Below are 25,672 nucleotides of genomic sequence, written 5' to 3'. Positions count from 1 at the left end.
GACCCGGCCCGGCGCCGAAAGAGCGCTGTTTATACACCCGCGCAAGTGGCTGCGCGGGCTTTTTGCGCAGTGGTTGACAGGGCGCCGCTGGCTCTGGCCGCGTCGTGCATGATGTTTGCCAGATCAAAGCCGGCCGACTGCGATACAGCGCAGTCGGCCGGGCCGCATGCGCATCGTGCACGGTGACGGGCGCCTCGCGCCGGCACCGGCTGGCCTGCCCCCTGTGGACAGGCAAGGTGACCGCCAGCGAGCAGGTGCTGACGCGCCTGGGCCAGCGCGTGCGTGATGTGCGCCAGGGACCGGACGGCTGGCTTTACCTGCTGACGGATGCCCAGGACGGGCAGTTGCTGCGCGTCACCGCCACGCCCTGAGCCCCGTCACGCGCAGCGGCTCACTGCACGGTGATGCCGTTGGCCTTGACCACGGCATCCCAGCGCTTGCGCTCGGCCGCCACGAAGCCCGTGAAGGCGGCGGAGGAACTGCCCACGGGCGTCAGGCCCAGCTTTTCAAGGCTGGCGCGCGTGGCCGGCAAGGCCAGTGCCTTTTGCACCAGGTCCTGCAGCTTCTGCACGGTGTCGGGCGCCGTACCCGCAGGCAGGAAGAAGCCGTTCCACTCCGTGACCTCGAAGCCCTTGATGCCGCTTTCCGCCACCGTGGGCACGTCGGGCAGGTCGGGCATGCGCTTGGCCGAGGACACGGCCAGCGCCTTGAGCTTGCCGCCCTTGACGTAGTTGATGCTGGAGGCTGCGTTGGCAAAGTACACATCGACCTGGCCGCCCATGACATCGACGATGGCGGGAGCCCCGCCCTTGTAGGGAACGTGGACGGCATCGAACTTGGCGTCTGCCTTGAGTAGTTCCGTCGCCATCTGGGCCAGGCTGCCCGGACCGTAGGAGGCATAGGTGAGCCTGCCGGGCTTTTGCCGCGCGGCATTCATGAAGTCGGCCAGGCTGTTGTAGGGCGAGGACGGCGCGGCCACGAGGATGTTGGGCACGCTGATGGCCTGGGACACGGCAATGAAGTCCTTGGCCGGGTCATAGGGCAGCTTGCGCAACGCGGGGTTGATGGCGAAGGACGATGCGTCATACAGCACCGTATAGCCATCGGCCTTGGCGCGCGCCACGAGGGCGGCACCGATGGCGCCGCTGGCGCCGGCCTTGTTGTCCACCACCACGGTCTGGCCCGAGACCTCGCCCAGCGCCTTTGCGATGATGCGCGCCGCATTGTCCGCACCGCCGCCGGCCGAGAACGGCACGACGACCGTGATGGCCTGCGCGGCCGGATAGTCGGCCGCATGCAGCGTGCCCTGGAACAGGCCCAGCCCCGCCCCCATACCCAAGGCCAGCACCGTCATGGCGGGCCGCAGTGTCTTGATTTTCTTCACGTTTCTGTCTCCTGTTGCTCAATGGTGAAAACCTGGGCTGCGAGGCTTGCGTGCCCCGCGCCCTCAATCGAATCCGTACAGCTCGGCGGCGTTGTCCACCAGCACGCGGGCGCGCAGCGCCGCATCGGGAATCCAGCGCGACAGCAGCGCCAGCAGCAGGGGGGTCTGCGGCGGATGGGCAACTTCGGTGACATGGGGCCAGTCGCTGCCCCAGACCAGGCGCTGCGGGGCCTCGGACACCCAGGCCTGCGCCAGCGCGTCGCAGTCGGCATAGCCTGCGGCCAGGCCCGCCCGGCTGTTCAGATACGGGCCCGAGAGCTTGACCCAGGCCCTGCCCTGCTGCACCAGCCCACGGACCACGCCGAAGGCGGACTGGTGCACGCCAGCGCCGTCAGCACTGTCAGCGAGCCGCGCCATGTGGTCGAACACCAGGGTGCATGGCAGCCGCTGCAGCAGCGCCGCATGGGCCTCGATCTGGCTGGCCAGCCAGTGCAGCTGCACATGCCAGCCCAGCGCGGCAATGCGCTCGGCCAATGGCTCCAGCATGTCCAGCCGCACGGCTGCGTCGTGCTCGGTGTGCAGCGAAAAGCGGATGCCGCGAATGCCGCCGTCATGCAGCGCCTGCAACTGTGCGTCCGTGATATCGGGGTGCACCACGGCAATGCCGCGCGTGCTTGCTGCGCCCAGCGACTGGATGGCGTGCAGCGTGGCCCGGTTGTCCGTGCCATGCGCACGCGGCTGGACGATGACGGCCCGCTCCAGCCCCATGGCGCCGCGCAGCTGCGCATAGTCGGCAGCCGTGGCATGGGCACCAAAACGCGTATCAAAACACGTACCAAAGCGCGGATCGAAGACGTGCAGATGGGCGTCGCAGGCGCCAGCGGGCAGTGCCTGCATCAGCAGCCCTCTTGCGCGGCGGCCTTCAGCGCCTCGGTATGCTGGCCCAGCGTGGGCGCGGCAAAGGCCGGCGGGCCGGGCGTGCGGTCGAACTCCACGGCGCCGGCAAAGCCCCTGTAGCTGCCCAGGGTCGGGTGCTCGAAGCGGGTGACCATGCCCTCGGCCTGCACCTGCGGGTCGTCGAACATGTCTTCCACCGTGCGGGCCGCCGCGCAGGGCACTTCCTCGCCAAATAAGGCCTCCCATTCCAGTGCGCTGCGCCCCGCCAGCGCCTGGCGCAGCAGCGGCACCAGCACGTCGCGGTGCTGGGCGCGCTTGCGCACGGAGTCGTAGCGCTCGTCGCTGGCCACCTCGGGCAGATCCAGCTTGCGGCACAGCGCCGCCCAGAAATGCGCGGTGTTGGCCGAAATGTAGAGATATCCTTCGCGCGTCGGGTGGATGCCCGTGATGCCGCCCGAGCGCATGTCGCGCCCCACCTCGCGCGGCTCGCCCTCGGCCCAGACCATGCGTGCGGATTGCATGGTCAGCGCCGCGCGCAGCAGGGACACGCCCACATGCTGGCCCAGCCCGCTTTTCTCGCGCTCGTACAGCGCCGACGACACGCCGCCCGCCACCAGGGCCGAGGCGTAGTAGTCCACCACGGAGCCGTAGAGAATCTCGGGTGGCCCGCCTGCCTTGCCCTGCATGGCGCACATGCCGGTCATGGTCTGCAGCACCTGGTCGTAGCCCGCCTTGGCCTTGAGCGGCCCGCGGCTGCCATAGCCGGTGACGCTGCAATAGATGAGGCGTGGGTTGATGGCGGCCAGTTGCGCAAAACCGATGCCCAGCCGCTCGGGCACGCCGGGCCGGAAGTTGTGGACCAGCACATCGGCCTCGCGCACCAGGCGCAGCAGCACGGCGTGGTCGGCCTCGTTCTTCAGGTCCAGCACCATGCCCCACTTGCTGCGGTTCACGCCCAGGAAGGCGCGGCTTTCAGCTTCCAGCGTGGAGGGGTATTTGCGCAGGTTGTCGCCCACGGGCGGCTCGACCTTGATCACCTCGGCGCCCTGGTCCGCCAGCAGCGAGCAGCCATAAGGCCCCGCGATATAGGCGCTCAGATCCAGCACGCGCACACCGCTGAGCGGGCCTTTCGGTCCCTGGCGTTCACCGGGCACAAAACTCATTCGTTTCTCCTGATAGGGAAGCGGGAAGGCCTGGGGCACTTCCCGCCAGCGGCCGGGTTCAATCGGCCTGGATATTGCGGTCCTTGGCGAGCTGCTTCCAGCGCGCCACGTCGCTGCGGATCACCTGTGCGAACTGCTGCGGCGTCACGGGGTTGGCAATGGCGCCTTCGCGCAGGAAGCTGGCCTGGATGGTCGGCTTGGCCAGCACCTGGTTCACGGCCTGGTTGAGGCGGTCCACGATGTCGGCGGGCGTGCCCGCAGGCGCCAGCAGCCCCCACCACAGATCGAATTCGTAGCCCGGGATGGCCGTTGCCATGGGCGTCAGGTCCGGCGCAATGGGGCTGGGCTTGAGGCTGGTGATGCCGATGGCGCGCAGCTTGCCGTTGCGCACCATGGGCAGGATGGACGGGCCGCTGGAGACCAGCATCTGCACCTGGTTGCCGATCACGTCGGTCACGGCCGGACCCTGGCCCTTGTAGGGCACATGCATGATGTCCATGCCCGGCACCATGGAGCGCATCATCTCGGTCGCGAAGTGGTTGATGCTGCCGGTGCCCGAGGTGGCGTAGTTGAACTGGCCCGGGCTGGCCTTGATGGCGCGCACCAGATCCTGCGGCGTCCTGGCCGGGAATTCGTTGTTCACGGCCACCACCAGCGGGCCCTTGGCAAACATGGCCACGGGCGCCAGGTCCTTGACGGGGTCGAAGGGCATCTTGGCCTGCACCGCAGCATTCGTGGTCATGCTGGACGAGACCGCCACCAGCGTGTAGCCGTCCGCCGTCGCCTTGGCCACCGAGGCCGTGCCGGTGTTGCCGCTGGCGCCGGGCCGGTTGTCCACGATCACGGTCTGCTTGAGCAGATCGCCCATTTCCTTGGCCACCTGGCGTGCGAACACGTCGTTGGAGCCACCGGGCGGATAGGGAACCACCATGGTGATGGCCTTGGACGGGAAGGCGCCCTGCGCCATCAATCCCGGCGAAGCCAGCCCGGCCAGCGTGGCCACCGTTGTGGCGGCGGCCAGCGCCACCAGCCTGCGCCGCGCGCGGCAATGGGAAATGCTCATGTCTTTGTCTCCTGTACTGTTTCTTGTCATGGGGATGCCCGGCATGCGGGATGCCGGGGCACCGGATTGCCGGCCGCCCGTTCAGACCGCCAGCAGCCCCTGTGCATGCGCCGCAGCCACGATGGCCTGGGCACGCAGCACAAAGGGCTTGTCCACCATCTTTCCGTCCACCACATAGGCGCCCAGGGCGTTGGCATCTGCCTGGCGGGCCGCCTCCACCACCTTCAGGGCGTGCCCGATTTCCTGCTCGGTGGGCTGGTAGACCGCATTGGCCAGGGCGATCTGGCTGGGGTGTATGCAGGTCTTGCCCAGAAAGCCCAGGCCGCGCGACAGGCGGGCCTCGGCGCTGAAGCCCTCGCTGTCGCGGATGTCGGCAAAGGCGCCGTCGTAGGCGTAGACGCCGGCCTCGGCGGCGGCCATGCGCACGGCAAACAGCGCCTGGGCAATGGCGGCGGGCTCGCGCCGGTTCACGCCAAAGGGCTCGAACAGATCGCCCAGCCCCATCTGCAGGCCGGCCACGCTGGCATGGGCGCTGGCCAGCTCGGCAGCGCAGCGCAGGGCGCGGGGTGTTTCTATGTTGAGCAGCAGGCCAGGCGCCTGGGCCACGCCGTTGGCATCTGCCGCCTCGGCAATGCGCTGTGCGGCCTCGCGCACCTGTTGCACGGTCTCGGGCTTGGGCAGGTTGATGAGGTGCACGCCGTCGCGCACCATCTCGGCGATGTCGGCGCCGAAATGCGGCGTATCCATGGCGTTGACGCGCACGATCAGCGTCTTGCCATGGCCCCGGCTTTCAGGGCTGAGCAGGAAGCTGCGCAGCAGGCCGCGCGCCTCGTCCTTGCGGGCCTCGGCCACCGCGTCCTCCAGGTCGAAGGACAGCGCGTCGGCTTCGCCGGCCAGGGCCTTGGCGAACAGCTCGGGACGCGATGCGGGAACAAACAGTTTGCTTCTCATGCACCGCATTGTGGGTGGCAGAAAGCCAAGAGAAACACAGGTAATATTTGTTCAAACCACACAAATTCTTTGTTTATGGAAACCAGCTACCTGCACAGCTTCCTGCTCGTGGTCGAGACGGGCTCCATGGCCGAGGCCGCGCGGCGCCTGAACATCACGGCCGCCGCCGTGGCCCAGCAGATCCGCATCCTGGAGCGCGAGTTCGACGCCCCCCTGCTGGCCCGCGCAGGCCGCACCGTGCTGCCCACCCCAGCCGGCCACCGGCTGTCGCAATCGGCCCCGCTGCTGCTGCGCGAGTTGGCCAACGCCAAGACCCATGTCAACCATGAGGGCGCCGACGGCGAGCTGGTGATAGGCACCATCAACACGGCCCTGCACAGCCTGCTGCCCGACATCCTGGCGGGCTTTGTGAAGAAGTGCCCGCAGACCAAGGTCTTCCTGCGCTCGGCCACCACGCGCGAGCTGTACCAGGCGGTGCAGCAGGGCGAGCTGGATGCCGCTGTCTGCCTGCACCCCTCGTTCGCCCTGGCCAAGACCTTCGACTGGACACTGCTGCGCGAGGAGCCGCTGGTGCTTCTGGTGCCGCACCAGCTGGCGCACCTGGACCCGCACACGCTGCTGCGCACCCAGCCGCTGATCCGCTATGACCGCAGCCTCGGCGGTGGGCAAATGGTGGAGCGCTACCTGCGCGCCGCGCAGATCGCGCCGCAGGAACGCTTTGAACTGAGCTCGCTGGTAGCCATTGCCATGATGGTGGAGCGCGGCCTGGGCGTTTCGCTGGTGCCCGACACGGCACTGAACCTGCCCGATGGCCAGGGCGTGGTGCGCCTGGCCCTGCCCGAGGAATCGCAGTCGCGGCGCTTTGGCGTGATGTGGCTGCGCTCGTCGGCACGGCTGCCGCTGATCCACAGGCTGGTGGACTGCGCACGCACCGTGGTCAAGCAGCGCGGCGGCCCGCGCGCTGCCGCACGCGCAGCAACCAGGACACCGTAGCCCGCGCCGTCAGGACTCCGCCACGGCCGCCGTGGCAACCAAATCCTGGAACCTGCGCAGCACGGCCGACGCATCGCCCACGCGCGTGGCCAGATGCAGGGGAGCGGCCAACCCGGGGCAATGGGACAGCCCACGGTAGACAATGCCGTCGCTGCGCAGGCGCTGCATGGAGGCCGGCACGATGGACAGCCCCAGCCCTGCCGAGACCAGGCTCAGCGTGGCCGTCATGCGCGGCGCCTCCTGCACCACGCGCGGGCTGAAGCCCGCCTCCAGGCAGGCCTTGAGAATGGCGTCGTACAGGCCTTGCCCTACCCTGCGCCGGTACAGCACGAAATCCTCCGAGGCGAGCTGCGGCAAAGGCACGGGCCGGCGCAATGGGCGTGCCAGCGCATGCCCTGCAGGCAGGGCCAGCAGCATGGGCTCCTCCAGAATCGGCACGGCCTGCAGCCCCTGGCTGCCATGCAGGGGCGAGCGCACAAAGGCCGCGTCCAGCCGCTCGTGCAGCAATGCATCCATGAGTTCACCCGTGCCCGCCTCCTCCAGCGCCACGGCCACGCCGGGCACCTGCTGGCGGAACATGCGCAGCACGCCGGGCACGAAGGGATGCAGCGCGGCAGAGCTGGTGAAGCCCACGGCCAGCCGGCCCGTTTCGCCCCGGGCGGCGCGGCGCACCACCTCGGCCAGCACGTCACAGCGCTCCAGCAGCGCCTTGGACTCTTCCAGCAGCGCCAGCCCCGCCGCCGTGGGCCGCACGCCGCGCGGCAGGCGCTGCACCAGCTCCACGCCCAATTCGTGCTCCAGGCCCTGCAGCAACCGCGTCAGCGGCGGCTGCTGCATGCCCAGGCGCTCGGCCGCACGCGTGATGTGGCCTTCCTCAGCGATGGCGACAAAGGCGCGCAGTTGGCGAAGCTCGGGCACATCAATACTTTCAAGGTATGGGAAGACTTCAATTGTGGCATTTGCAATCATGGATGGACGGATTTACGCTCGCGCCCCACAAACACACCTACCTGAAAGGCAACACGATGACCTGGTCCGCAAAGCAGTACACAACGTTCGAGCAGGAACGCACGCGCCCCGTGCGCGACCTGGTGGCCGCCATTCCCGATCTGCCTGGCCGCGCCGTGCGGCTGGCCGTGGACCTGGGCTGCGGCCCGGGCAACTCCACCGAGGTCCTGGCCCAGCGCTTCCCCGAGGCCACCGTGACGGGACTGGACAATTCCGAGGACATGCTGGATGCCGCACGCAAGCGGCTGCCGGGCACGGCCTTCTCACTGGCCGACATCGCCACCTGGCAGCCCGACCAGCCGCAGGACGTGATCCTGGCCAATGCCTCGCTGCAGTGGCTGCCCGACCACCGGCAGCTTTACCCGCGCCTCCTCAGCCACCTGGCACCCGGTGGCAGCCTGGCCGTGCAGACGCCGGACAACCTGGAAGAACCGGCCCACCGGCTGGCACGCGAAGTGGCCGCCAGCGGCCCATGGGCCGCCACGATTGGCGATGTGCGCCACCCCGCACGGCACAGCGCGGACTTCTACTACGCCCTGCTTCGCCCGCACTGCAGCAACGTCGATGTCTGGCGCACCACCTACTTCCACCCGCTGGCGGGCGGCCATGCCGCGGTGGTTGAGTGGTTCAAGGGTTCGGCGCTGCGCCCCTTCGTCGCGCCGCTGGACGAGGAGCAAAAGGCCGGCTTCTACGCAGCGTATCTGCAGGCCATCTCCCAGGCCTACCCCGCGCTGGACGATGGCACGGTGCTGCTGCCTTTCCCCAGGCTGTTCATCGTGGCCAGCCGCTGAAGCGGTGCGCCTTCGGCCCTCAGCGCGCAGGATGCGGCTCGATGAGATCCCACAGATTGCCGTAGAGGTCTTCGAACACGGCCACGGTGCCGTGGGGCTTGCGCTGGGGGGCCTGCACAAAGCGCACGCCGCGCGAGCGGTAGGCCTCGAAGTCACGCAGGCAGTCGTCGGTCTGCAGGAACAGGAACACGCGCCCGCCCGTCTGGTTGCCCACGCGCGCGGCCTGCTCCTCATTCGTGGCGCGGGCCAGCAGCAGGCGCACACCGCCGCCACCGGGGGCCACGGTGACCCAGCGCTTGCCCTCGGACAGGGCGGTGTCCTCTATCAGCACGAAGCCCAGCGCGCCCACATAAAAGCGCAGCGCCTCGTCATAGTCGCGCACGGCGACGCTCACCTGTCCTATCACCTGGGGCATGGAATCCTTTGCAGCAATGGTGCGGTCCTCGGACCACGGGGCCGCGAGGATAACGGAGCCCTGTCAATGCCCTGCCGCCCTGGCCCGTAAGCCCTGCGGCTGGCCCCACAATGGCGGCTTGCAATTGCCTCGTGAGGGACGGGAATCCATGCTGAATGCCTTGTGGCTGGGCTTTTTTCTGGTGGCGGCCGTGGCTGCGCTGGCGCAATGGCTGGTCGGCGGCCAGGCCGGGATTTTCTCGGCCATGGTGCAGGCGCTGTTTGCCATGGCCAGGCTGTCGGTCGAGGTCATGGTGCTGCTGTTCGGCACGCTGACGCTGTGGCTGGGCTTTCTGCGCATCGCAGAGAAGGCCGGCGTGGTGGAGTGGCTGGCGCGCGTGCTGGGCCCGTTGTTCGCCAGGCTCATGCCCGAGGTGCCGCGCGGCCATCCGGCCCTGGGCCTGATCACGCTGAACTTCGCGGCCAACGGGCTGGGACTGGACAACGCGGCCACGCCCATGGGCCTGAAGGCCATGCGCTCGCTGCAGGAGCTCAATCCCCGGCCCGACACCGCCACCAATGCGCAGATCCTGTTCCTGGTGCTCAATGCGTCGTCGCTGACCTTGCTGCCCGTGACCATCTTCATGTACCGCATGCAGCAGGGTGCGCCCGATCCCACCCTGGTCTTTCTGCCGATCTTGCTGGCCACCTCGGCCTCGACCCTGGTCGGCCTGCTGGCCGTGGCCGCCGTGCAGCGGCTGCCGCTGTGGAGCCCCGTGGTGCTGGGCTACCTGCTGCCGCTGGGCCTGGCGCTGGCGGGCTTCATGGCCTTTCTGGCCACGCTGTCGGCGGCCGCGCTGGCCCAGCTGTCATCGCTGCTGGGCAACCTGACGCTGTTTGCCCTGATCGTGCTGTTCGTCACCCTGGGCGCCTGGCGCAAGGTCGCGGTCTACGACAGCTTCATCGAAGGCGCCAAGGAAGGCTTTGACGTGGCCAAGGGCCTGCTGCCCTACCTGGTGGCCATGCTCTGCGCCGTGGGCGTGTTCCGCGCATCGGGCGCGCTGGAGTATGCGTTGTCGGGCATACGCTGGGTGGTCGATGCCCTGGGCATGGACGCGCGCTTCGTGGACGCCCTGCCCACGGCCCTGGTCAAACCCTTCTCGGGCAGCGCGGCGCGCGCCATGCTGATCGAGACCATGCAGACCCAGGGCGTGGACAGCTTCGCCGCCCTGGTGGCTGCCACCATCCAGGGCAGCACCGAAACCACTTTCTACGTTCTGGCCGTCTACTTCGGCGCCGTGGGCATACAGCGCGCCCGTCACGCCGTGCCCTGCGCCCTCATCGCCGAACTGGCCGGCGTGGTGGCGGCCATCGTGGTCTGCTACAAGTTCTTTGGCTGAAGGCACAAATGGGTGCTGCGCCTGAAGCCGACGCGGCCCAAGGCGAGGAACACCGAGCAAGGGCCTACGCCGGCCGCCCCGGCTAGCCTCCCCCGCCGCGAGGGTGTCGCACCTCTCGGGAGAAGCCGCGCAGCGGCTCAGAGGGGACTAAAGTTCCGGCATGATCGCCTCGGCATAGTCATACAGCGCCCCCAGGATTTCCTCTCCGCGCTCGTCGGCCGTTTCCGATAGCTGATCGACCATGGCAAACATCTGCTCGGCCGTGCGTGCGCCGCCCTTGCCTTCGATCAGGCAGGCCGCGCAGTGCTGCAGCCAGCGCTGGCGCTCGGCCGGGTTCAGGCTGGCGGGGAAGTTGCGGGCGCGGTAGCGGAACAGCAGTTCGGTCAGGCGGGCATCGTCGAAGCCCGTGCGGTCCAGCGCCAGCTCCTGCGCAGACAGGCTGCGCAGGTGGTTGAGACGGCGCCGGTCTTCATTGCCCACAAAGCCGCCGTACAGGTCCTGGTCGGCATCCAGCCCTTCCTGCGCAGGGCGCTGGTGAACGGCACGCCACAGCGCGCTCATGTCGGGCAGGTCACGTGCAATGGCCGCATGGCCCATGCACTGCTCCACATCGATGCCCCATTGCGCGGCCATGGCCGGGCTCAGCGTCTTGAGGCTGCCGACCACCATGGGCGACTTGTTGACGTGGATGCTCTTGATGGGCAGGCGCTGCATGCCCTCGGGCAGGTCGGCCGCGCGCGAGAACAGGCGCAGGCGCAGCGTGTCCACGTCGATGGAGGCCAGCTCGGACGGGTCCTGCGCCAGATCCCAGCAGATGATCTCGTTCTTGTTGGTGGGGTGCGTGGCCAGCGGCCACATGACGGCGATGCAGCCGCGCTCGGGCCGGATCATGCCGCTGACGTGCAGGAAGGGCCGTGCATGCGCCGGCTCGGCCGGCAGGCCCATTTCCTGCAGCACGCGGTCCTTCTTGTGCAGCGAGAAGGCGAAGTCGAACAACCTGGGCTGGACCTTGCGGATCAGCCGCGCCAGCCCGATGGTGGCGCGCACGTCGGACAGCGCGTCGTGCGCCTTCTCGTGCAGCAGGCCGTTGGCACGGGCCAGATCCTCGAGCTTGAAGCTCGGAGATCCATCCTCCTTTTTCGGCCAGACAATGCCTTCGGGGCGCAGCGCATAGACCATGCGCACCACGTCGAGCAGGTCCCAGCGCCCGCAGCCGTTTTGCCACTCGCGCGCATAGGGGTCGATGAGGTTGCGCCAGAACATGAAGCGCGTGATCTCGTCGTCAAAACGGATGGTGTTGTAGCCCACGCCCACGGTGCCTGCCTGGGCCAGTTCTGCCTCGATGCGGGCGGCGAACTGGGCCTCGGGCATGCCCTGCTCCAGGCATTGCTGGGGGGTGATGCCGGTGATCAGGCAGGACTGCGGATCGGGCAGGTAGTCGCCTGCCGGCTGGCAGTACCACATGACGGGTTCGCCGATTTCATTGAGTTCCGCATCGGTGCGGATGCCCGCGAATTGCGCGGGCCGGTCATAGCGCGGCTGGGCGCCGAAGGTCTCGTAGTCGTGCCAGAAGAAGGTATGGGCCATCGGGCGAGTATGCCTGCGAAAAACGGGCCACCAGCCCTCACAGCAGGGGCGAACACAGCCGCGCGCCCGAGTCGAACAGGCGCAGCGCAAAGCCCAGGTCGCGCTTGAAATGCACGCGCTGGGCCTGCTCCAGATCGGCCTCGAACTGCTTGGCCAGATCGCCGTTGAGCGCAGGCCCGTAGGCGATGGCGCAGACCTCGTAGTTCAGGAAGAAGCTGCGGTAGTCGAAGTTGGCCGTGCCGATGATGGCGATGTTGTCGTCCACCACCAGGGTCTTGGAGTGCAGCATGCGTGCCTTGTACTCGTAGACGCGCACGCCGCAGCGGATCAGCTCGTCGTAGTAGGAGCGCGCGGCCGCCGTGACCAGGGCCGAGTCAGAACGGCGCGGCACCAGCAGCTGCACATCGACACCGCGCAGCGAGGCATTGGTGAGCGCTGCCAGCGCGGCCTCCGTCGGCACGAAATACGGCGTGGTCAGCCAGACACGTTCCTCGGCCGCGTTGATGGCCGCCAGATGGGCGCGGTAGATGGCCTGCAGGCCGTTGTCGGGGCCCGAGGTGATGATCTGCACGGGCAGCGGGCCCTCGGGCGCATCCGGCAGCAGCAGGTCGATGTCGGCGGGCTCGTTCTTGGGGTCCTTTTCCAGCGCATAGGCCCAGTCTTCGAGGAACACGGTCTGCAGCCAGTTGACGATGGCGCCCTCCAGGCGCAGGTGCACGTCGTGGTAGGCATCGGGCATGACACGCGCGTTCTCTTCATCGGTCACGTTGACGCCGCCCGTGAAGCCCACCTTGCCGTCGCACACCAGGATCTTGCGGTGGGTACGGAAGTTGATGACCGGGCGCAGGCGCCGGCCGATCTTGGTGCCATGGAACAGTGCGACCTCGGCGCCCGCATCCTCCAGCGGCTGCAGAAAGCGCCGTCCCAGCTTCTTGGAACCCAGGGCATCCACCAGCAGGCGCACCTGTATGCCTGCGCGGGCCCGCTGTATCAGCAGGTCGCGCAGGGCCGTGCCGGTCTGGTCGGGTTCGAAGATGTAGTACTCCAGGTGGATGTGGTGGCGCGCCGCATTCACCGCCTCGATGATGGCGTCGAAGGTGGCAGCACCGCCCACCAGCAGCCGCAGGTCGGCGGCCGTGCTGACGGGAAAGTCGCTGGTGGCCGCCACCAGCCGCGCGACCTGGTGCAGGCGCTCCGAGCTGCCCGGCATGCGCTCGCGCAGGCGCTGCACGCCTGTTCGCACACGCGATGTCTTTCGCGCACGCAGCCGCTTGATGCGCTGGCGCTTGAGCCGCTGCGGGCCGAAGAAGTAGTAAATGGCCAACCCGCCCACGGGAATCGCCGCCATGGACAGAAGCCAGCTCAGCGTGGCCACGGGCGCGCTGCGCTGCAGAAGGATCCACACCGCGACGATCACCACATAGACCGACCAGGTCACCGACAGCAGCAGCAGCGCATTCTCATGGGTCAGGTACTGACGAAGCCACTCCACAAAGACTCCTTCGGGCGGATCAAAGAAAAAGCCGGCAGCCCGGGGGGCTGTCGGCTTGCGCGATGGGCATCAGGCGATGCACATCAGTCGGCGGTGGCCTCTTTGGGCTCGGCCGGCTCGGACGCCGGGTCCTGCTTGGGCTGGGGCGTGATGTCGAGCTTGACTTCGCCCTTGTCGGCATCGTCGGCGTCGGCCACCCAGTCCACTTCCAGGCGGCCACCATCGACCAACTGCCCGAACAGCAGCTCGTCGGCCAGCGAACGCCGGATGGTGTCCTGGATCAGGCGCTGCATGGGGCGAGCGCCCATGAGCGGATCGAAGCCCTTCTTGGCCAGGTGCTTGCGCAGCGCATCGGTGAAGGTGACCTCCACGCGCTTTTCGGCCAGTTGCTGCTCCAGTTGCAGCAGGAACTTGTCGACCACGCGCAGGATGACCTGCTCGTCCAGCGGCTTGAAGCTGACGATGGCGTCCAGACGGTTGCGGAACTCCGGCGTGAACAGGCGCTTGATGTCGCCCATTTCGTCGCCGGCCTGGCGCGGGTTGGTGAAGCCGATCGAGGCCTTGTTGATGGTCTCGGCACCCGCGTTCGTGGTCATGATGAGGATCACGTTGCGGAAATCGGCCTTGCGCCCGTTGTTGTCCGTCAGCGTGCCGTGGTCCATGACCTGCAGCAGCACGTTGAAGATGTCCGGATGCGCCTTCTCGATTTCGTCGAGCAGCAGCACCGAATGCGGCTTCTTGGTCACGGCCTCGGTCAGCAGACCGCCCTGGTCAAAGCCAACATAGCCCGGAGGCGCGCCGATCAGGCGGCTGACGGCGTGGCGCTCCATGTACTCCGACATGTCGAAGCGGATCAGGTCCACGCCCAGGATGTAGGCCAGCTGCTTGGCCGCTTCCGTCTTGCCCACGCCCGTGGGGCCCGAGAACAGGAAGGAGCCGATCGGCTTGTCCGGCTTGCCCAGGCCCGAGCGCGCCATCTTGACCGAGGAGGCCAGCGCTTCCAGCGCTTTGTCCTGGCCGAAGACCACGCTCTTGAGGTCGCGCTCCAGCGTCTGCAGCTTGCTGCGGTCGTCGTTGGACACGTTGGCGGGCGGAATGCGCGCGATCTTGGCCACGATGGCCTCGATCTCGGCCTTGTCGATGGTCTGCTTGCGCTGCTCCACCGGAATGATGCGCTGCGCGGCACCGGCCTCATCGATCACGTCGATGGCCTTGTCGGGCAGGTGGCGGTCATTGATGTACTTGGCCGACAGCTCGGCCGCAGCCTGCAGGGCGGCGGCGGCGTACTGCACGCTGTGGTGCTCCTCGAAGCGCGACTTCAGGCCCTTGAGGATGTCCACGGTCTCGGCCACGGTAGGCTCGACCACGTCGACCTTCTGGAAACGCCGCGACAGCGCCGCATCCTTTTCGAAGATGCCGCGGTACTCGGTGAAGGTGGTCGCGCCGATGCACTTGAGCTGGCCGCTGGACAGCGCCGGCTTGAGCAGATTGGACGCGTCCAGCGTGCCGCCCGAAGCGGCGCCCGCGCCGATCAGCGTGTGGATTTCGTCGATGAACAGGATGGCGTTGGGCCGGTCCTTGAGCGACTTGAGCACGCCCTTGAGGCGCTGCTCGAAATCACCACGGTACTTGGTGCCCGCCAGCAGCGCGCCCATGTCCAGCGAATAGACCACGGCTTCGGTCAGCACCTCGGGCACCTTGCCCTCGGTGATGCGCCAGGCCAGGCCTTCGGCGATCGCCGTCTTGCCCACGCCGGCCTCGCCGACCAGCAGAGGGTTGTTCTTGCGGCGGCGGCACAGGATCTGGATGGTGCGCTCGACCTCGTAGTCGCGCCCGATCAGCGGATCGATCTTGCCGTCCTTGGCCGCCTGGTTGAGGTTCAGCGTGAACTGCTCCAGGGGCGAAGCCTTTTCGTTGCGCTCGCCACCGGCGCCCTCTTCGGACTCGGCAGGGTTTTCGGCCTTGGCGGGCTCGGGCGGTTCGCCCTTCTTGATGCCGTGGGCAATGAAATTGACCACGTCCAGGCGCGTCACGCCCTGCTGGTGCAGGTAGTAGACGGCGTGCGAATCCTTCTCGCCGAAGATGGCCACGAGCACGTTGGCGCCCGTGACTTCCTTCTTGCCGTTGCCGGTGGATTGCACATGCATGATGGCGCGCTGAATCACACGCTGGAAACCCAGCGTGGGCTGTGTGTCCACCTCATCGGAGCCTGCCACCTGGGGCGTGTTGTCCTTGATGAAGTTGGACAGGGCCGAGCGCAGGTCATCGATGTTGGCTGAGCAGGCGCGCAGCACTTCCGCTGCACTGGGGTTGTCCAGCAGGGCCAGCAGCAGGTGTTCCACGGTGATGAACTCGTGGCGCTGCTGGCGCGCTTCGACAAAGGCCATGTGCAAGCTGACTTCCAGTTCCTGGGCGATCATTGATGACTCCTTTTCGCTTGCTGGGGATTATTGACTGCAACCATAAATCAGGGCGGCCCGGGTTTATTCAACAGGCTCGAACATCGCCTGCAACGGATGGCCTGCCTTCTGGGCCGCCTGCAGCACCTGTTCGACCTTGGTGGCCGCCACGTCGCGCGAGTACACGCCGCAGACGCCGCGGCCATCCAGATGGATCTTGAGCATGATCTGGGTGGCCGTTTCGCGGTCCTTACCGAAGAGTTCCTGCAGGACGATGATGACGAATTCCATGGGCGTGAAGTCATCGTTGAGCATCACGACCTGGTACATCTGCGGCGGCTGGACGCGCTGGCGTCGCCGCTCCAGCACCACGGCACCGTCATCGTCGGACACGGGCCGCACTGTAGGGATGGCAGGAGGGATCGAAGGGGGTTGGGTTGCCATGAAAATCATTCTAGCCATCGGAGCCACTGTTTTCCGGAAGGGATATGCGAGGCATGCCTGAAGAATTCAAGCGCGGTGCCCGCCCGGGCCGGCAAGCACGCACCAAAGCAGTGCCTGCTCGCCGCCATCGGGCGCTGCGCCACCTTGCGGGTTATTCGTAGACCACCTTGACTTGGGCACTGCCGGCCTGGGCGTACCAGGCCGCTAGGGCCGCATCGCTGGGATAGAAGCGGCTGGAATCGCCCAGCGCCAGCTCGCAGCTGGCCGAGCCGCGCTCGTCCTCGCAGACCAGCCCCAGGCGCACTTTCATGCCGCGCTGCAGCTCGCCGTGCTCACCCTGCTCCACCACGGCGGGGAACTGGCGCAGCAGGCCAAGCACGTCAGGCATCTTCTCGCCCACGCTGACCTGCAGGTAGCGCGCAAAACGGCAGCGCGCGTCTGCCAGATTCCACAGCTGCTGGGCCTTCATGCGCAGGCCGCCGCTGAAATGGTCCAGCTGCAGGCGCCCGGTGATGACAACGAATTCATCGTCCTTGAGCAGTTCGCGGTAGGTGTTGAGCGTGTTCTCGTCCACCGAGGCCTCGATCACGCCCGAGCCATCGTCGATCTTGAACAGGCCCAGCCGCCCGCGCTGGCCATTGATGGCGCGGAAGTCGCTGATGATGCCGGCCAGCGTCTGGGGCTCGCGGCTGTCGCGCAGCTCGGCCAGGGGCGTGCGCACGAAGCGGCGCACCTCTTTCTCGACCTCGTCGAACAGGTGGCCCGAGAGGTAGAAGCCCACCGCCGTCTTTTCCTGGGTCAGCCGCTCCTTCACGCCCCAGGGCAGTGCCTCGACCAGCGGCGGCTCCTGGGTGCTGGAGCCCACGGCGTCATCGCCCATCATGTCGAACAGGCCGCCCTGATTGGCATTGGCCAGCGTCTTGTTGCCGAACTCGAAGGCATGGTCGATGGAGGCCACCAGCGACGCCCGGTTGAGCTCGATGGCGTCGAAGGCGCCGCCCTTGATCAGGGCTTCCAGCGTGCGCTTGTTCAGGCGCGTGCGGTCCACGCGCACGCAGAAGTCGGCCAGGCTCTTGAAAGGACCCTTGTCGGCACCGCGCGGCCCCACGCCGCGGCCTTCGCGCGCCGCAACGATGGCCTCGATGGCCTGCTGGCCCGTGCCCTTGATGGCGCCCAGGCCGTAGCGGATGACCTTGTCGGTGACGGGCTCGAAACGGTACATGCCGCGGTTGACATCCGGCGGCTCGAAGCTGATGCCCATCTTGAGCGCGTCTTCGTACAACACCTTGAGCTTGTCGGTGTTGTCCATTTCCACGGTCATGTTCCCGCAGTAGAACTCGGCCGTGTAGTGCACCTTGAGCCAGGCCGTGTGGTAGGCCAGCAGCGAGTAGGCGGCGGCGTGCGACTTGTTGAAGCCGTAGCCCGCGAACTTCTCCATCAGGTCGAAGACCTCGTCGGCCTTTTCCTCGCTGATGCCCTGCTTGGCCGCGCCCTCGCGGAAGATCCCGCGGTGCATGACCATTTCCTCGACCTTCTTCTTGCCCATGGCTCGGCGCAAGAGGTCGGCGCCGCCCAGCGAGTAGCCGCCCAGCACCTGGGCGGTCTGCATCACCTGCTCCTGGTAGACCATGATGCCGTAGGTCTCGGCCAGCACCTGCTCGACCAGCGGGTGCGGGTACTCCACCACTTCCTTGCCGTGCTTGCGCGCGACGAAACTGGGGATCAGGTCCATGGGGCCCGGGCGGTACAGCGCGTTCAGTGCGATCAGGTCTTCCAGGCGGCTGGGCTTGGCGTCGCGCAGCATGCCCTGCATGCCGCGCGATTCAAACTGGAACACGGCTTCGGTCTTGCCCTCGGAGAACAGGTGGTAGGTGCGCGCATCGTCCAGCGGGATGTTCTCGAAGGCGAAGTTCTCCTGGCCCTTGTGGCGCTTGATGATGAACTCGCGCGCGATCTCCAGGATGGTCAGCGTGGCCAGGCCCAGAAAGTCGAACTTCACCAGGCCCACAGCCTCCACATCGTCCTTGTCGTACATGGCCACGGCCGAGTCGCTGCCCGGCTGCTGGTACAGCGGGCAGAAGTCGGCGAGCTTGCCCGGAGCGATCACCACGCCGCCCGCGTGCATGCCGATGTTGCGAGTCATGCCTTCGAGCTTCTGGGCCATTTCGATCAGGGTCTTGACGTCTTCTTCTTTTTCGATGCGCTCGGCCAGCATGGGCTCGGCCTCGATGGCGTAGGTGTACTTGTCGCCCTCCTTCTTCGGATTGGGCGGGTATTTGAGCGTGACGTGCAGGCCCGGCTTGTTGGGAATGAGCTTGGAGATGCCGTCGCAGAAGGTGTAGCTCATGTCCAGCACGCGGCCCACGTCGCGGATGGCCGCGCGCGCGGCCATGGTGCCGAAGGTGGCGATCTGGCTGACGGCGTCGCGGCCGTAGAGCTGCTTCACATAGTCGATGACGCGGTCGCGGTTGGCCTGGCAGAAGTCCACGTCGAAGTCGGGCATGGACACGCGCTCGGGGTTCAGGAAGCGCTCGAACAGCAGGTTGTACTCCAGCGGGTCCAGGTCCGTGATCTTGAGCACGTAGGCCACCAGCGAGCCCGCTCCCGATCCGCGGCCCGGCCCCACGGGGCAGCCGTTGAGCTTGGCCCACTTGATGAAGTCGCCCACGATGAGGAAGTAGCCCGGAAAGCCCATCTTGAGGATGGTGCCGATCTCAAATTCCAGCCGTTCCACGTAGCGCGGGCGCTGCGCCTCGCGCTTGGCGGGATCGGGATACAGATGGGTCAGGCGGTCTTCCAGGCCGTTGAAGGATTCGCTGCGGAAGAACTCGTCCATGGTCATGCCGTCAGGCACGGGGAAATTGGGCAGCTGCGGCTTGCCCAGCACCAGGGTCAGGCTGCAGCGGCGCGCGATTTCCACGGTGTTGGCAATGGCGCTGGGAATGTCGGCGAACAGCGCCTGCATCTGCGCGGCGGTCTTGAAATGCTGGTCGCGCGTGAAGCGGCGCACGCGCTTGGGGTTGGCCAGGATCTCACCCTCGGCGATGCACACGCGCGCTTCGTGGGACTCGTAGTCGTCGGGGCCGAAGAACTGGATGGGGTGCGTGGCCACCACGGGCAGGTTCAGCCGCTCGGCCAGTTGCACGGCAGCCAGCACGTGCGCCTCATCGTCCTGGCGGCCGGCGCGCTGCAGTTCGATGAAGAAGCGGTGCGGGAACATGCCTGCCAGCCGCTGGGCCACGGCGGCTGCGCCGGACTCGTCGCCGCGCATCAGCGCCTGGCCCACGGGGCCGGCCTGGGCACCGGCCAGCACGATCAGCCCCTCGCCCAGCTCCTGCAGCCAGGCCCAGGTGTGCACGGCCTGGCCCTTGACCACGTTGCGGGTCCAGCCACGGGCCAGCAGTTCGGACAGGTTGTGGTAGCCCAGCGGGCTTTGCACCAGCACGATGATGCGCGAGACGGCGGCGCCGTTCTCGCCTTCGATCTGGATTTCCGCGCCCAGCACGGGCTTGACGCCCTTGGCCCGCCCTTCGCGGTAGAACTTGACGCCGCCAAACAGGTTGTTGAAGTCTGTGACGGCCAGTGCGACCTGCCCATCCTCGGCGGCGGCCTTGACGATGGCATTGATGCGGTTGGTTCCGTCCACGACGGAGAATTCGGTGTGCAGGCGCAAATGGACAAACATATGGGCGCCATTGTAGAAAGCTCCGCAAGGCCGGGACCCGTTCACGGCCATGCCTTTGCCGCCGCCCCCGCCTGCGGGGCGGGCATCGCAGGCCGTTACAATGCTTCGGCCCGGTTGCGGGAAAATCAGGCTTTGTGCGGCCCCTCAGCGCGGCCCGCGTCCCTGCCCGCCAACCCTCTCACTGCCCTTCGATTGCCCGAGAAACGTCCACCATGCAGCGTATTCCCCTGTCCATCGTTCCCGCCATGCTGGTCGCAGGCGTTCTGACAGCCTGCTCCAGTACGCAGCAAGACCCTACTGCCAAGTGGACCCCGGACCGCATCTATACCGAGGCCCGCGACGAAGCCGCCTCCGGCGCGTTCGACAAGGCCGTTCCGCTGTTCGAGAAGCTCGAAGGCCGTGCCGCCGGCACGCCCCTGGCCCAGCAGGCCCAGCTCGACAAGGCCTATGCCCAGTACAAGAGTGGCGACAAGATCCAGGCCACCGCCACGCTGGACCGCTTCCTGAAGCTGCATCCGGCCAGCCCCGCCACCGACTACGCCCTCTACCTGAAGGGCCTGGTCAACTTCAATGACAACCTGGGCATGTTCTCCTGGCTGTCGCGCCAGGATCTGTCCGAGCGTGACCAAAAGGCCGCCAAGGACTCGTTCGAGTCCTTCCGCGAGCTGGTGACGCGCTTTCCCGAGTCGCGCTACGCCGAGGATTCGCGGCTGCGCATGCAGTACATCGTCAACTCGCTGGCGCAGTACGAAGTGCATGTGGCCCGCTACTACTACGGACGCGGCGCCTACGTGGCCGCCATCGCGCGCGCGCAGACGGCCGTCAAGGACTACCAGGGCGTGCCCGCCGTGCGCGAGGCCATGCAGATCCTGGTGAATTCATACGACGCCCTGGGCATGACGCAGTTGCGCGACGACGCGCAACGCGTGCTGACCGCCTCCTACGGCCAGGAGTCCGACCAGGACCTCACGGCAAAGCAGAAGTCGTGGTGGAAGCTGTGGTGATCTGCGGCGCAGGCTGCGCCAGCGCCTGCAGGGCCTGAACAAAGGCCGCCTCGTCCACCAGAGTCCGCATGGGCGGCAGCGCGGCACGCAGCCGCCGCCCGTAACCCATGGTGGCCAACCGGGAATCACAGACCACGAGCACGCCGCGATCCGTCTCACGCCGGATCAGGCGGCCAGCGCCCTGCTTGAGCGCCATGGCGGCCTCGGGCAGCATGTAGTCGGCAAAGGCCTGACGCCCCACGGACTCCAGACTGCGCGAACGCGCCTCGACCAGCGGATCGTCGGGCGGCGGAAACGGCAGCTTGTCGATGACCACCAGCTGCAGCGCATCGCCCGGCAGGTCCACCCCCTCCCAGAAAGTGGCCGAGGCCACGAGAATGCAGCCCCGCCCCGGGCTCGCCCCCGTGCCTTCCCTGCCTTCTCCGGCCGCAATAAAGCGCTCGATCAAGGCCAGCTTGGGCGCCTGCCCCTGGACCAGCACATCGAGTTCACCAAACAGCCCCAGCGACTGCTGCAGCGCATCGCCTATGGCGTGCAGCGCCCGCAGCGTGGTCGTCAGCACCAGCGTGCGCCCGCCCAGGCGCTGGGCAGCATCCAGCGCCAGGCGCGCCACCTCGGTGCTGTGCGTGGCACTGCCGGCCTGGGCGAAGGGCCGGGGCACGTAAAGCGCTGCCTGCCGCGCATAGTCAAAGGGACTGTCCACGCGCAGCACCTGGGCCTCGCGCAGGCCGCAGGGCTCGGTAAACCAGCTCAGGCGCTCGTCGTCACCCAGCGTGGCCGAGGTGAAGATCCACGCGGTGCCCGAGGGCTGCCGAGGCAGGCCTGCAGCTTCGTGAACGGGCGCGGGCGCGCCTTCTTCCTGTTCTTGTGGCTCTGGCTCTGGCTCGGGCTGTGCATCCTCTCGCTCCTGGTCTTCCAATCCCTCCTGCTCCTGCGTCAACCCCAGCAGCCGCGTGCGCATGATGTGCGCAATGGTCAGCGGAGACTCCAGCATGCGCATCTGCTGGCTGCCCAGCTCCAGCCAGCGCACCGTGTCCTGCACGGCGGCTGCGGCAAAGGTGGCCAGGCGCCGCAGCAGCTCGTTGCCGCGCTCGAACAGCCTGCGCAGTTCGGGGTCGCTGACCTGCAGTTGCACCAGCGGCTCCAGCAGTGCCCGCAGGCTGCGCCCCAGTGTGACCAGGGCGGTGCGCCAGCGCTGCGCGTCCAGCCCCTGCGGCGTCACGCCCTGCCAGGGCAGGCGCCCGCCCGCCGGGGGCTTGCCTGCCGCCAGGCGCAGCTCGCGCAAGGCCTGCTCCACACGTGCCGAAAGCTGCATCCAGTCGGCCATGCCGCGCGCCAGTTCCTGGCCGGCGCGCAGCACATCGCGGGCATAGCCCGTCAGTTGCTGGCCCGACAGGCTCTGGCCCGCGAACTGCACGCCGGTGTCGTTGAGCTGGTGGGCCTCGTCCACCACGACCACGCCCACGCTGGGCAGCAACTGGGCCACGCCCGACTCGCGCACATCCAGGTCGGCAAACATGAGGTGGTGGTTGATGACCACCACATCGGCCTCCAGCGCAGCGCGGCGGGCCACGTTGACATGGCAGTCCTGCCAATGCGGGCAGTCGGAACCCAGGCAGTTGTCGCGTGTGGAAGTGACCAGGGGCAGCGCGGGCGAGCGCTCGTCCAGCGAGGGCAACTCGCCCAGGTCGCCCGTGCGCGTGGTGCGTGCCCATCGCTCGACCAGGGCCACGCTGCGCAGCACCTGCGGGTCCTGGGGCGCCGTGCGGCCCTGGCGCACGCGCTCCAGCCGCTCCATGCACAGGTAGGCACTGCGGCCCTTGAGGCGCGCCATGCGCAGCGGCATTCCCAGCGCGGCAACGAGGCGCGGCAGATCGCGGGCATACAGCTGATCCTGCAGCGCGCGCGTGGCCGTGGACACCAGCACGCGCTGGCCGCTGAGCAGGGCCGGCACCAGGTAGGCATAGGTCTTGCCCACGCCCGTGCCGGCCTCGACCACCAGGGTCTGGCGCTGCTCGATGGCCTGGGCCACGGCCAGGGCCATGCGGGTCTGCCCCTCACGCGGCAGGAACAGCGCCTCGGCGCGCGATAGCAGGCCTTGCGGCGCGAAGGCCGCCTGCACGGCGGCGGTCAGGGAATGCAAAGGGCGGGTCCGTTTGTTGAAAAAGAGAGCGCCGCCGGGGTGCGGCGGGCCAGCGCCGGGGACGGTGCTCCGATAATATGCGCCATGACATTGGTGTGCCCATCCACCGCCCCAAGAGCCCACCAAACCAGAGACCATGCAGCCAGCGTACCGACTCCAAGCCGCCACAGGCATCCATCGCGGTGACAGGCAATACCAGCAAGACCAGGTGATGCTCATGGCCCACCCCTATGTACACGGCTGCCTGCTGGGCGTGCTGGCCGACGGCATGGGCGGGCGCAGTGGCGGGCGCAAGGCCTCCGACCAGGTCATGCTCACGGCGCGCCAGCTGTTCGAGCGCTTCGAGCCGGGCAAGGAGGACTGCACGGCGCTGCTGGAGAGCATCGTCCACGAGTCGCACATGGTGATCCGGCTGACGGCCATCTCGGCCGAGCAGGAGCCGCACAGCACCATTGCCGCCTTCGTGCTGCTGCCCCAGGGCCGCTGCCACTGGGTGCATTCGGGCGATTCGCGCATCTACCACTACCAGGGCGCGACCATGGTCCACCGCACCAAGGACCACTCCTACGTCCAGTCCCTGGTGGACAGGGGAGAACTCACCGAATTCGAGGCCCATGTGCACCCCAAGTCCAACATCCTGCTGGGCTGCCTGGGCACCGAGGCCGAGCCGCCCATGAGCCACCACGTGATCGAGCACGTGCATCCGGGCACCACGCTCATGGCCTGCAGCGACGGTGTCTGGCACTACTACACGGCGGAGGAGCTGGGCACCGTGCTCAACGCGCTCACGCCGCGCGAGGCCACGGAATTCCTGATCGACAAGGCACGCGTGCGCGCCCAGGGCGGTGGTGACAACCTGTCGCTGGTGGTGCTCAAGCTCGAGGCACTGGAGCCGGTGACGGCCTGACCACCGGACTCAGGGCGCCGCAGGCGCGGGAGGCGCAGGCAGTGGCGCTGCCTGCGGGCCGCGATCACGGGCGGCATCGGCGGCGCGGGCCTTGCGCTCGGCAGCCTCTTTTTGCTTGGCCTCGAACTGGGCGCGGGCGGCAGCTCGCCGCTCCTGCTCCTGCGCAGACTGGCGCTGCTCGATCTGCGCCTGGCGATCACGCTGGTGGCTGGCCTGCTGGGCTGCGCGCTGCTGTGCGTCCTGGGCACGCTGGGCCCTGATGGCCTGGGTGTCGCGCTGGGCGGCCGGTGGCCGCTCCTTGGCTTGCATGGACGAGGCGGCCTTCTGGGCCTTCTTGGCCTCGATATCCTCAAGGCGCTGGGCGGCGCGCTCCTTGCGCTCCTCGTCGTTGATCTGCAGCTCGCGTTCGCGCAGTGGCTTGTCCTGCTCGCGGGCCTCCTCGCGCGCCTGCCTGAGGCAGTCTTCCACGGCAAAGCGCTGGTAGCACTCGGACTCCAGGGCCGTGCGCCGCCTGTCGATGACGGCACGCTGGGCCGCGATCTCGGCGCGTGCGGCCTTGCGCTCGGCCTGGACCTGCTTTGCAGCCTGGGCGCGCTCCTGCCGCGCATCGGCATCGCTATCCGCGCCAGCCTCCGCAGCCATGGCCGGGCCGGCCAGCACAAGGCAGGCCAGCGCAGCGCCCAGGGGAGCGGGCAGTTTCTTCAAAAGGGCGAAAGCAGAGGTAGGCAGTTTCAGCATGTACAGGTCCGGCAAACGACGCCAGCGGCCGGGACCGGCCTCAGGTCAGGCTGGTGTCCACCACACGGCGCTCCAGCGCCAGGAATTCCTTGGACTGCATCTCGTTCAGGCGCGATACGGTACGGGGGAACTCATGGGCCAGCGGGCCCTCAGTGTAAAGCTGCTCGGGCGGCACGGCGGCCGAGATGACCAGCTTGACCCTGCGGTCGTACAGCACGTCCACCAGCCAGGTGAAGCGCCGCGCGGGCGATGCCATGTTGACCGGCATATAGGGCACGTCGGACAGCAGCACGGTGTGGAACTGGCTTGCGATCTCCAGGTAGTCGTTCTGCGAGCGCGGGCCGCCGCACAGCTCGCGGAAGTCGAACCAGACCACGCCACCGGCGCGGCGGCGCGCACGGATCTCGCGCGCCTCGATGTGCAGCACCGGGTCTTCGTCCTTGACTTCGGCCAGCTTGTCGAAGGTTTCGGTCATGGCCGCATCGGCCTGTGCACCCAGGGGCGTGTGATAGAGCCGGGCGTTTTCCAGCGTGCGGCGGCGGTAGTCCGTGCCGTTGTCCACGTTGACGACTTCCATGCGCTCGTTGAGCAGGTCGATGGCCGGCAGGATGCGGTCGCGGTGCAGGCCGCCCGGATACAGCTCGTCGGGCTTGAAGTTGGAGGTGGTGACAAAGCCCACGCCGTTGGCGAACAGCGAGACCAGCAGCCGGTGCAGGATCATCGCGTCCGTGATGTCGGCCACGTGGAATTCGTCGAAGCAGATCAGCTTGTACTTCTTGGAGATGCGGGCACCCAGCACGTCCAGCGGGTTCTGCGTGCCCTGCAGCACGGCAAGCTCGCGGTGGACCTCGCGCATGAATTCGTGGAAATGCAGGCGCACCTTGCGCCTGAGCGGCACGGCGTTGAAGAAGCAGTCCATGAGAAAGCTCTTGCCGCGCCCCACCCCGCCGTACATGTAGACGCCGCGGGGAATCTCGGGATGGTTGATGAGCTTCTTGAAGGCGTTGGAGCGGCGCTGGCGGTAGACCGCCCAGTCGTCGGCACAGCGCTGCAGCGCCTCGACGGCGCGCAACTGCGCAGGATCACTGTGAAAGCCCTTGGCTACCAGTTCGGCCTCGTAGGCCTCTCGCACTGAAACGCTCATGCAGCATCAACCATTCGCTATGTATTCAGAAGCTGAAAACGCTTGCAGGGCAAGCGCTTTCAGGTCTTTGGCTTGGGCTAGATGGC

20 protein-coding genes and 1 pseudogene are annotated in these 25,672 nt (G+C 67.5%); 6 read left to right on the top strand and 15 right to left on the bottom strand.

Going from position 1 to position 25,672, the window contains the following annotated elements; all coding sequences use genetic code 11:
• Window positions 1–230 precede the first annotated feature (230 nt).
• Window positions 231–371, top strand: a pseudogene (locus INR38_RS18095) (PQQ-dependent sugar dehydrogenase); the annotation flags it as partial.
• A 20-nt stretch (window positions 372–391) separates the two neighbouring features.
• On the opposite strand, the gene INR38_RS18090 reads toward INR38_RS18095, so the two are convergent.
• From INR38_RS18090 to INR38_RS18070, 5 genes are all read right to left on the bottom strand, one after another.
• Window positions 392–1,384: a tripartite tricarboxylate transporter substrate binding protein gene (locus INR38_RS18090; RefSeq protein ID WP_207442634.1), complete on the bottom strand. Its 993-nt coding sequence runs from the start codon at window positions 1,382–1,384 to the stop codon at window positions 392–394.
• Window positions 1,385–1,447: 63 nt separating this feature from the next.
• Window positions 1,448–2,281, bottom strand: a complete 834-nt coding sequence (locus INR38_RS18085; protein WP_207442635.1) for an amidohydrolase family protein — start codon at window positions 2,279–2,281, stop codon at window positions 1,448–1,450.
• Entirely contained in the window at window positions 2,281–3,444 is a 1,164-nt protein-coding gene (locus INR38_RS18080) for a CoA transferase (RefSeq protein WP_207442636.1), read from the bottom strand. Before INR38_RS18080 ends, INR38_RS18085 begins: the two co-directional genes overlap by 1 nt.
• A 58-nt stretch (window positions 3,445–3,502) precedes the next feature.
• Entirely contained in the window at window positions 3,503–4,507 is a 1,005-nt protein-coding gene (locus tag INR38_RS18075; RefSeq protein WP_197943295.1) for a tripartite tricarboxylate transporter substrate binding protein, read from the bottom strand.
• Window positions 4,508–4,588: 81 nt separating this feature from the next.
• Window positions 4,589–5,458, bottom strand: coding sequence for a CoA ester lyase (locus tag INR38_RS18070; RefSeq protein ID WP_207442637.1), 870 nt, complete (start codon window positions 5,456–5,458; stop codon window positions 4,589–4,591).
• Window positions 5,459–5,533: 75 nt separating this feature from the next.
• Between INR38_RS18070 and INR38_RS18065 the strand changes: the two genes are divergently transcribed.
• Window positions 5,534–6,451 (top strand): LysR family transcriptional regulator, encoded by a 918-nt coding sequence (locus INR38_RS18065; RefSeq protein WP_013802646.1) that lies wholly within the window; start codon window positions 5,534–5,536, stop codon window positions 6,449–6,451.
• 9 nt (window positions 6,452–6,460) lie between these two features.
• Here INR38_RS18065 and INR38_RS18060 read toward each other — a convergent pair whose 3' ends face one another.
• Entirely contained in the window at window positions 6,461–7,369 is a 909-nt protein-coding gene (locus INR38_RS18060) for a LysR family transcriptional regulator (RefSeq protein ID WP_198406333.1), read from the bottom strand.
• Window positions 7,370–7,476: 107 nt separating this feature from the next.
• Between INR38_RS18060 and tam the strand changes: the two genes are divergently transcribed.
• The gene (tam, locus tag INR38_RS18055; RefSeq protein WP_207442638.1) at window positions 7,477–8,250 is read left to right on the top strand and encodes a trans-aconitate 2-methyltransferase; all 774 of its coding nucleotides are present in this window, start codon (window positions 7,477–7,479) and stop codon (window positions 8,248–8,250) included.
• A gap of 19 nt (window positions 8,251–8,269) precedes the next feature.
• Here tam and INR38_RS18050 read toward each other — a convergent pair whose 3' ends face one another.
• On the bottom strand, window positions 8,270–8,665 hold the full coding sequence (locus INR38_RS18050) for a VOC family protein (protein ID WP_207442639.1): 396 nt from the start codon (window positions 8,663–8,665) through the stop codon (window positions 8,270–8,272).
• A gap of 148 nt (window positions 8,666–8,813) precedes the next feature.
• Between INR38_RS18050 and INR38_RS18045 the strand changes: the two genes are divergently transcribed.
• A complete protein-coding gene (locus INR38_RS18045; protein WP_063326291.1) occupies window positions 8,814–10,043 on the top strand; it encodes a spore maturation protein in 1,230 nt (409 codons plus the stop codon).
• 147 nt (window positions 10,044–10,190) lie between these two features.
• Here INR38_RS18045 and sbcB read toward each other — a convergent pair whose 3' ends face one another.
• The 5 genes from sbcB to dnaE form a co-directional block, all read right to left on the bottom strand.
• Window positions 10,191–11,630, bottom strand: a complete 1,440-nt coding sequence (gene sbcB / locus INR38_RS18040) for an exodeoxyribonuclease I (protein ID WP_017404791.1) — start codon at window positions 11,628–11,630, stop codon at window positions 10,191–10,193.
• Between the two features lie 37 nt (window positions 11,631–11,667).
• Complete coding sequence (gene cls / locus INR38_RS18035) at window positions 11,668–13,122, bottom strand: cardiolipin synthase (protein ID WP_012205340.1); 1,455 nt, start codon at window positions 13,120–13,122, stop codon at window positions 11,668–11,670.
• Window positions 13,123–13,205: 83 nt separating this feature from the next.
• Complete coding sequence (clpA, locus tag INR38_RS18030) at window positions 13,206–15,542, bottom strand: ATP-dependent Clp protease ATP-binding subunit ClpA (protein ID WP_012205339.1); 2,337 nt, start codon at window positions 15,540–15,542, stop codon at window positions 13,206–13,208.
• Window positions 15,543–15,605: 63 nt separating this feature from the next.
• Complete coding sequence (gene clpS, locus INR38_RS18025; RefSeq protein ID WP_012205338.1) at window positions 15,606–15,983, bottom strand: ATP-dependent Clp protease adapter ClpS; 378 nt, start codon at window positions 15,981–15,983, stop codon at window positions 15,606–15,608.
• Between the two features lie 133 nt (window positions 15,984–16,116).
• Window positions 16,117–19,650 carry a DNA polymerase III subunit alpha gene (gene dnaE / locus INR38_RS18020; RefSeq protein ID WP_207442640.1) on the bottom strand — a complete coding sequence of 1,178 codons (3,534 nt, stop codon included), beginning with the start codon at window positions 19,648–19,650 and terminating at the stop codon, window positions 16,117–16,119.
• A gap of 212 nt (window positions 19,651–19,862) precedes the next feature.
• Here dnaE and INR38_RS18015 point away from each other — a divergent pair, with 212 nt between their 5' ends.
• Window positions 19,863–20,654 (top strand): outer membrane protein assembly factor BamD, encoded by a 792-nt coding sequence (locus INR38_RS18015; protein WP_012205336.1) that lies wholly within the window; start codon window positions 19,863–19,865, stop codon window positions 20,652–20,654.
• Here INR38_RS18015 and INR38_RS18010 read toward each other — a convergent pair.
• A complete protein-coding gene (locus INR38_RS18010) occupies window positions 20,617–22,797 on the bottom strand; it encodes an ATP-dependent DNA helicase (protein ID WP_207442641.1) in 2,181 nt (726 codons plus the stop codon). The genes INR38_RS18015 and INR38_RS18010 overlap by 38 nt on opposite strands.
• Window positions 22,798–22,933: 136 nt before the next feature.
• Between INR38_RS18010 and INR38_RS18005 the strand changes: the two genes are divergently transcribed.
• Entirely contained in the window at window positions 22,934–23,704 is a 771-nt protein-coding gene (locus INR38_RS18005) for a protein phosphatase 2C domain-containing protein (RefSeq protein WP_012205334.1), read from the top strand.
• Between the two features lie 9 nt (window positions 23,705–23,713).
• Here the strand turns inward: INR38_RS18005 and INR38_RS18000 are convergent, their stop codons facing one another.
• Window positions 23,714–24,442: a hypothetical protein gene (locus INR38_RS18000; protein WP_199960817.1), complete on the bottom strand. Its 729-nt coding sequence runs from the start codon at window positions 24,440–24,442 to the stop codon at window positions 23,714–23,716.
• Window positions 24,443–24,482: 40 nt separating this feature from the next.
• Window positions 24,483–25,586 (bottom strand): cell division protein ZapE, encoded by a 1,104-nt coding sequence (zapE, locus tag INR38_RS17995; RefSeq protein ID WP_013802657.1) that lies wholly within the window; start codon window positions 25,584–25,586, stop codon window positions 24,483–24,485.
• Between the last annotated feature and the right edge of the window lie 86 nt (window positions 25,587–25,672).

This window comes from Delftia sp. SD018, from assembly GCF_017355445.1.
Lineage (GTDB): Bacteria > Pseudomonadota > Gammaproteobacteria > Burkholderiales > Burkholderiaceae_C > Comamonas > Comamonas acidovorans.
The sequence above is the reverse complement of the archived record's forward strand: the minus strand, read 5'-3'. Positions and strand labels throughout refer to the sequence as shown.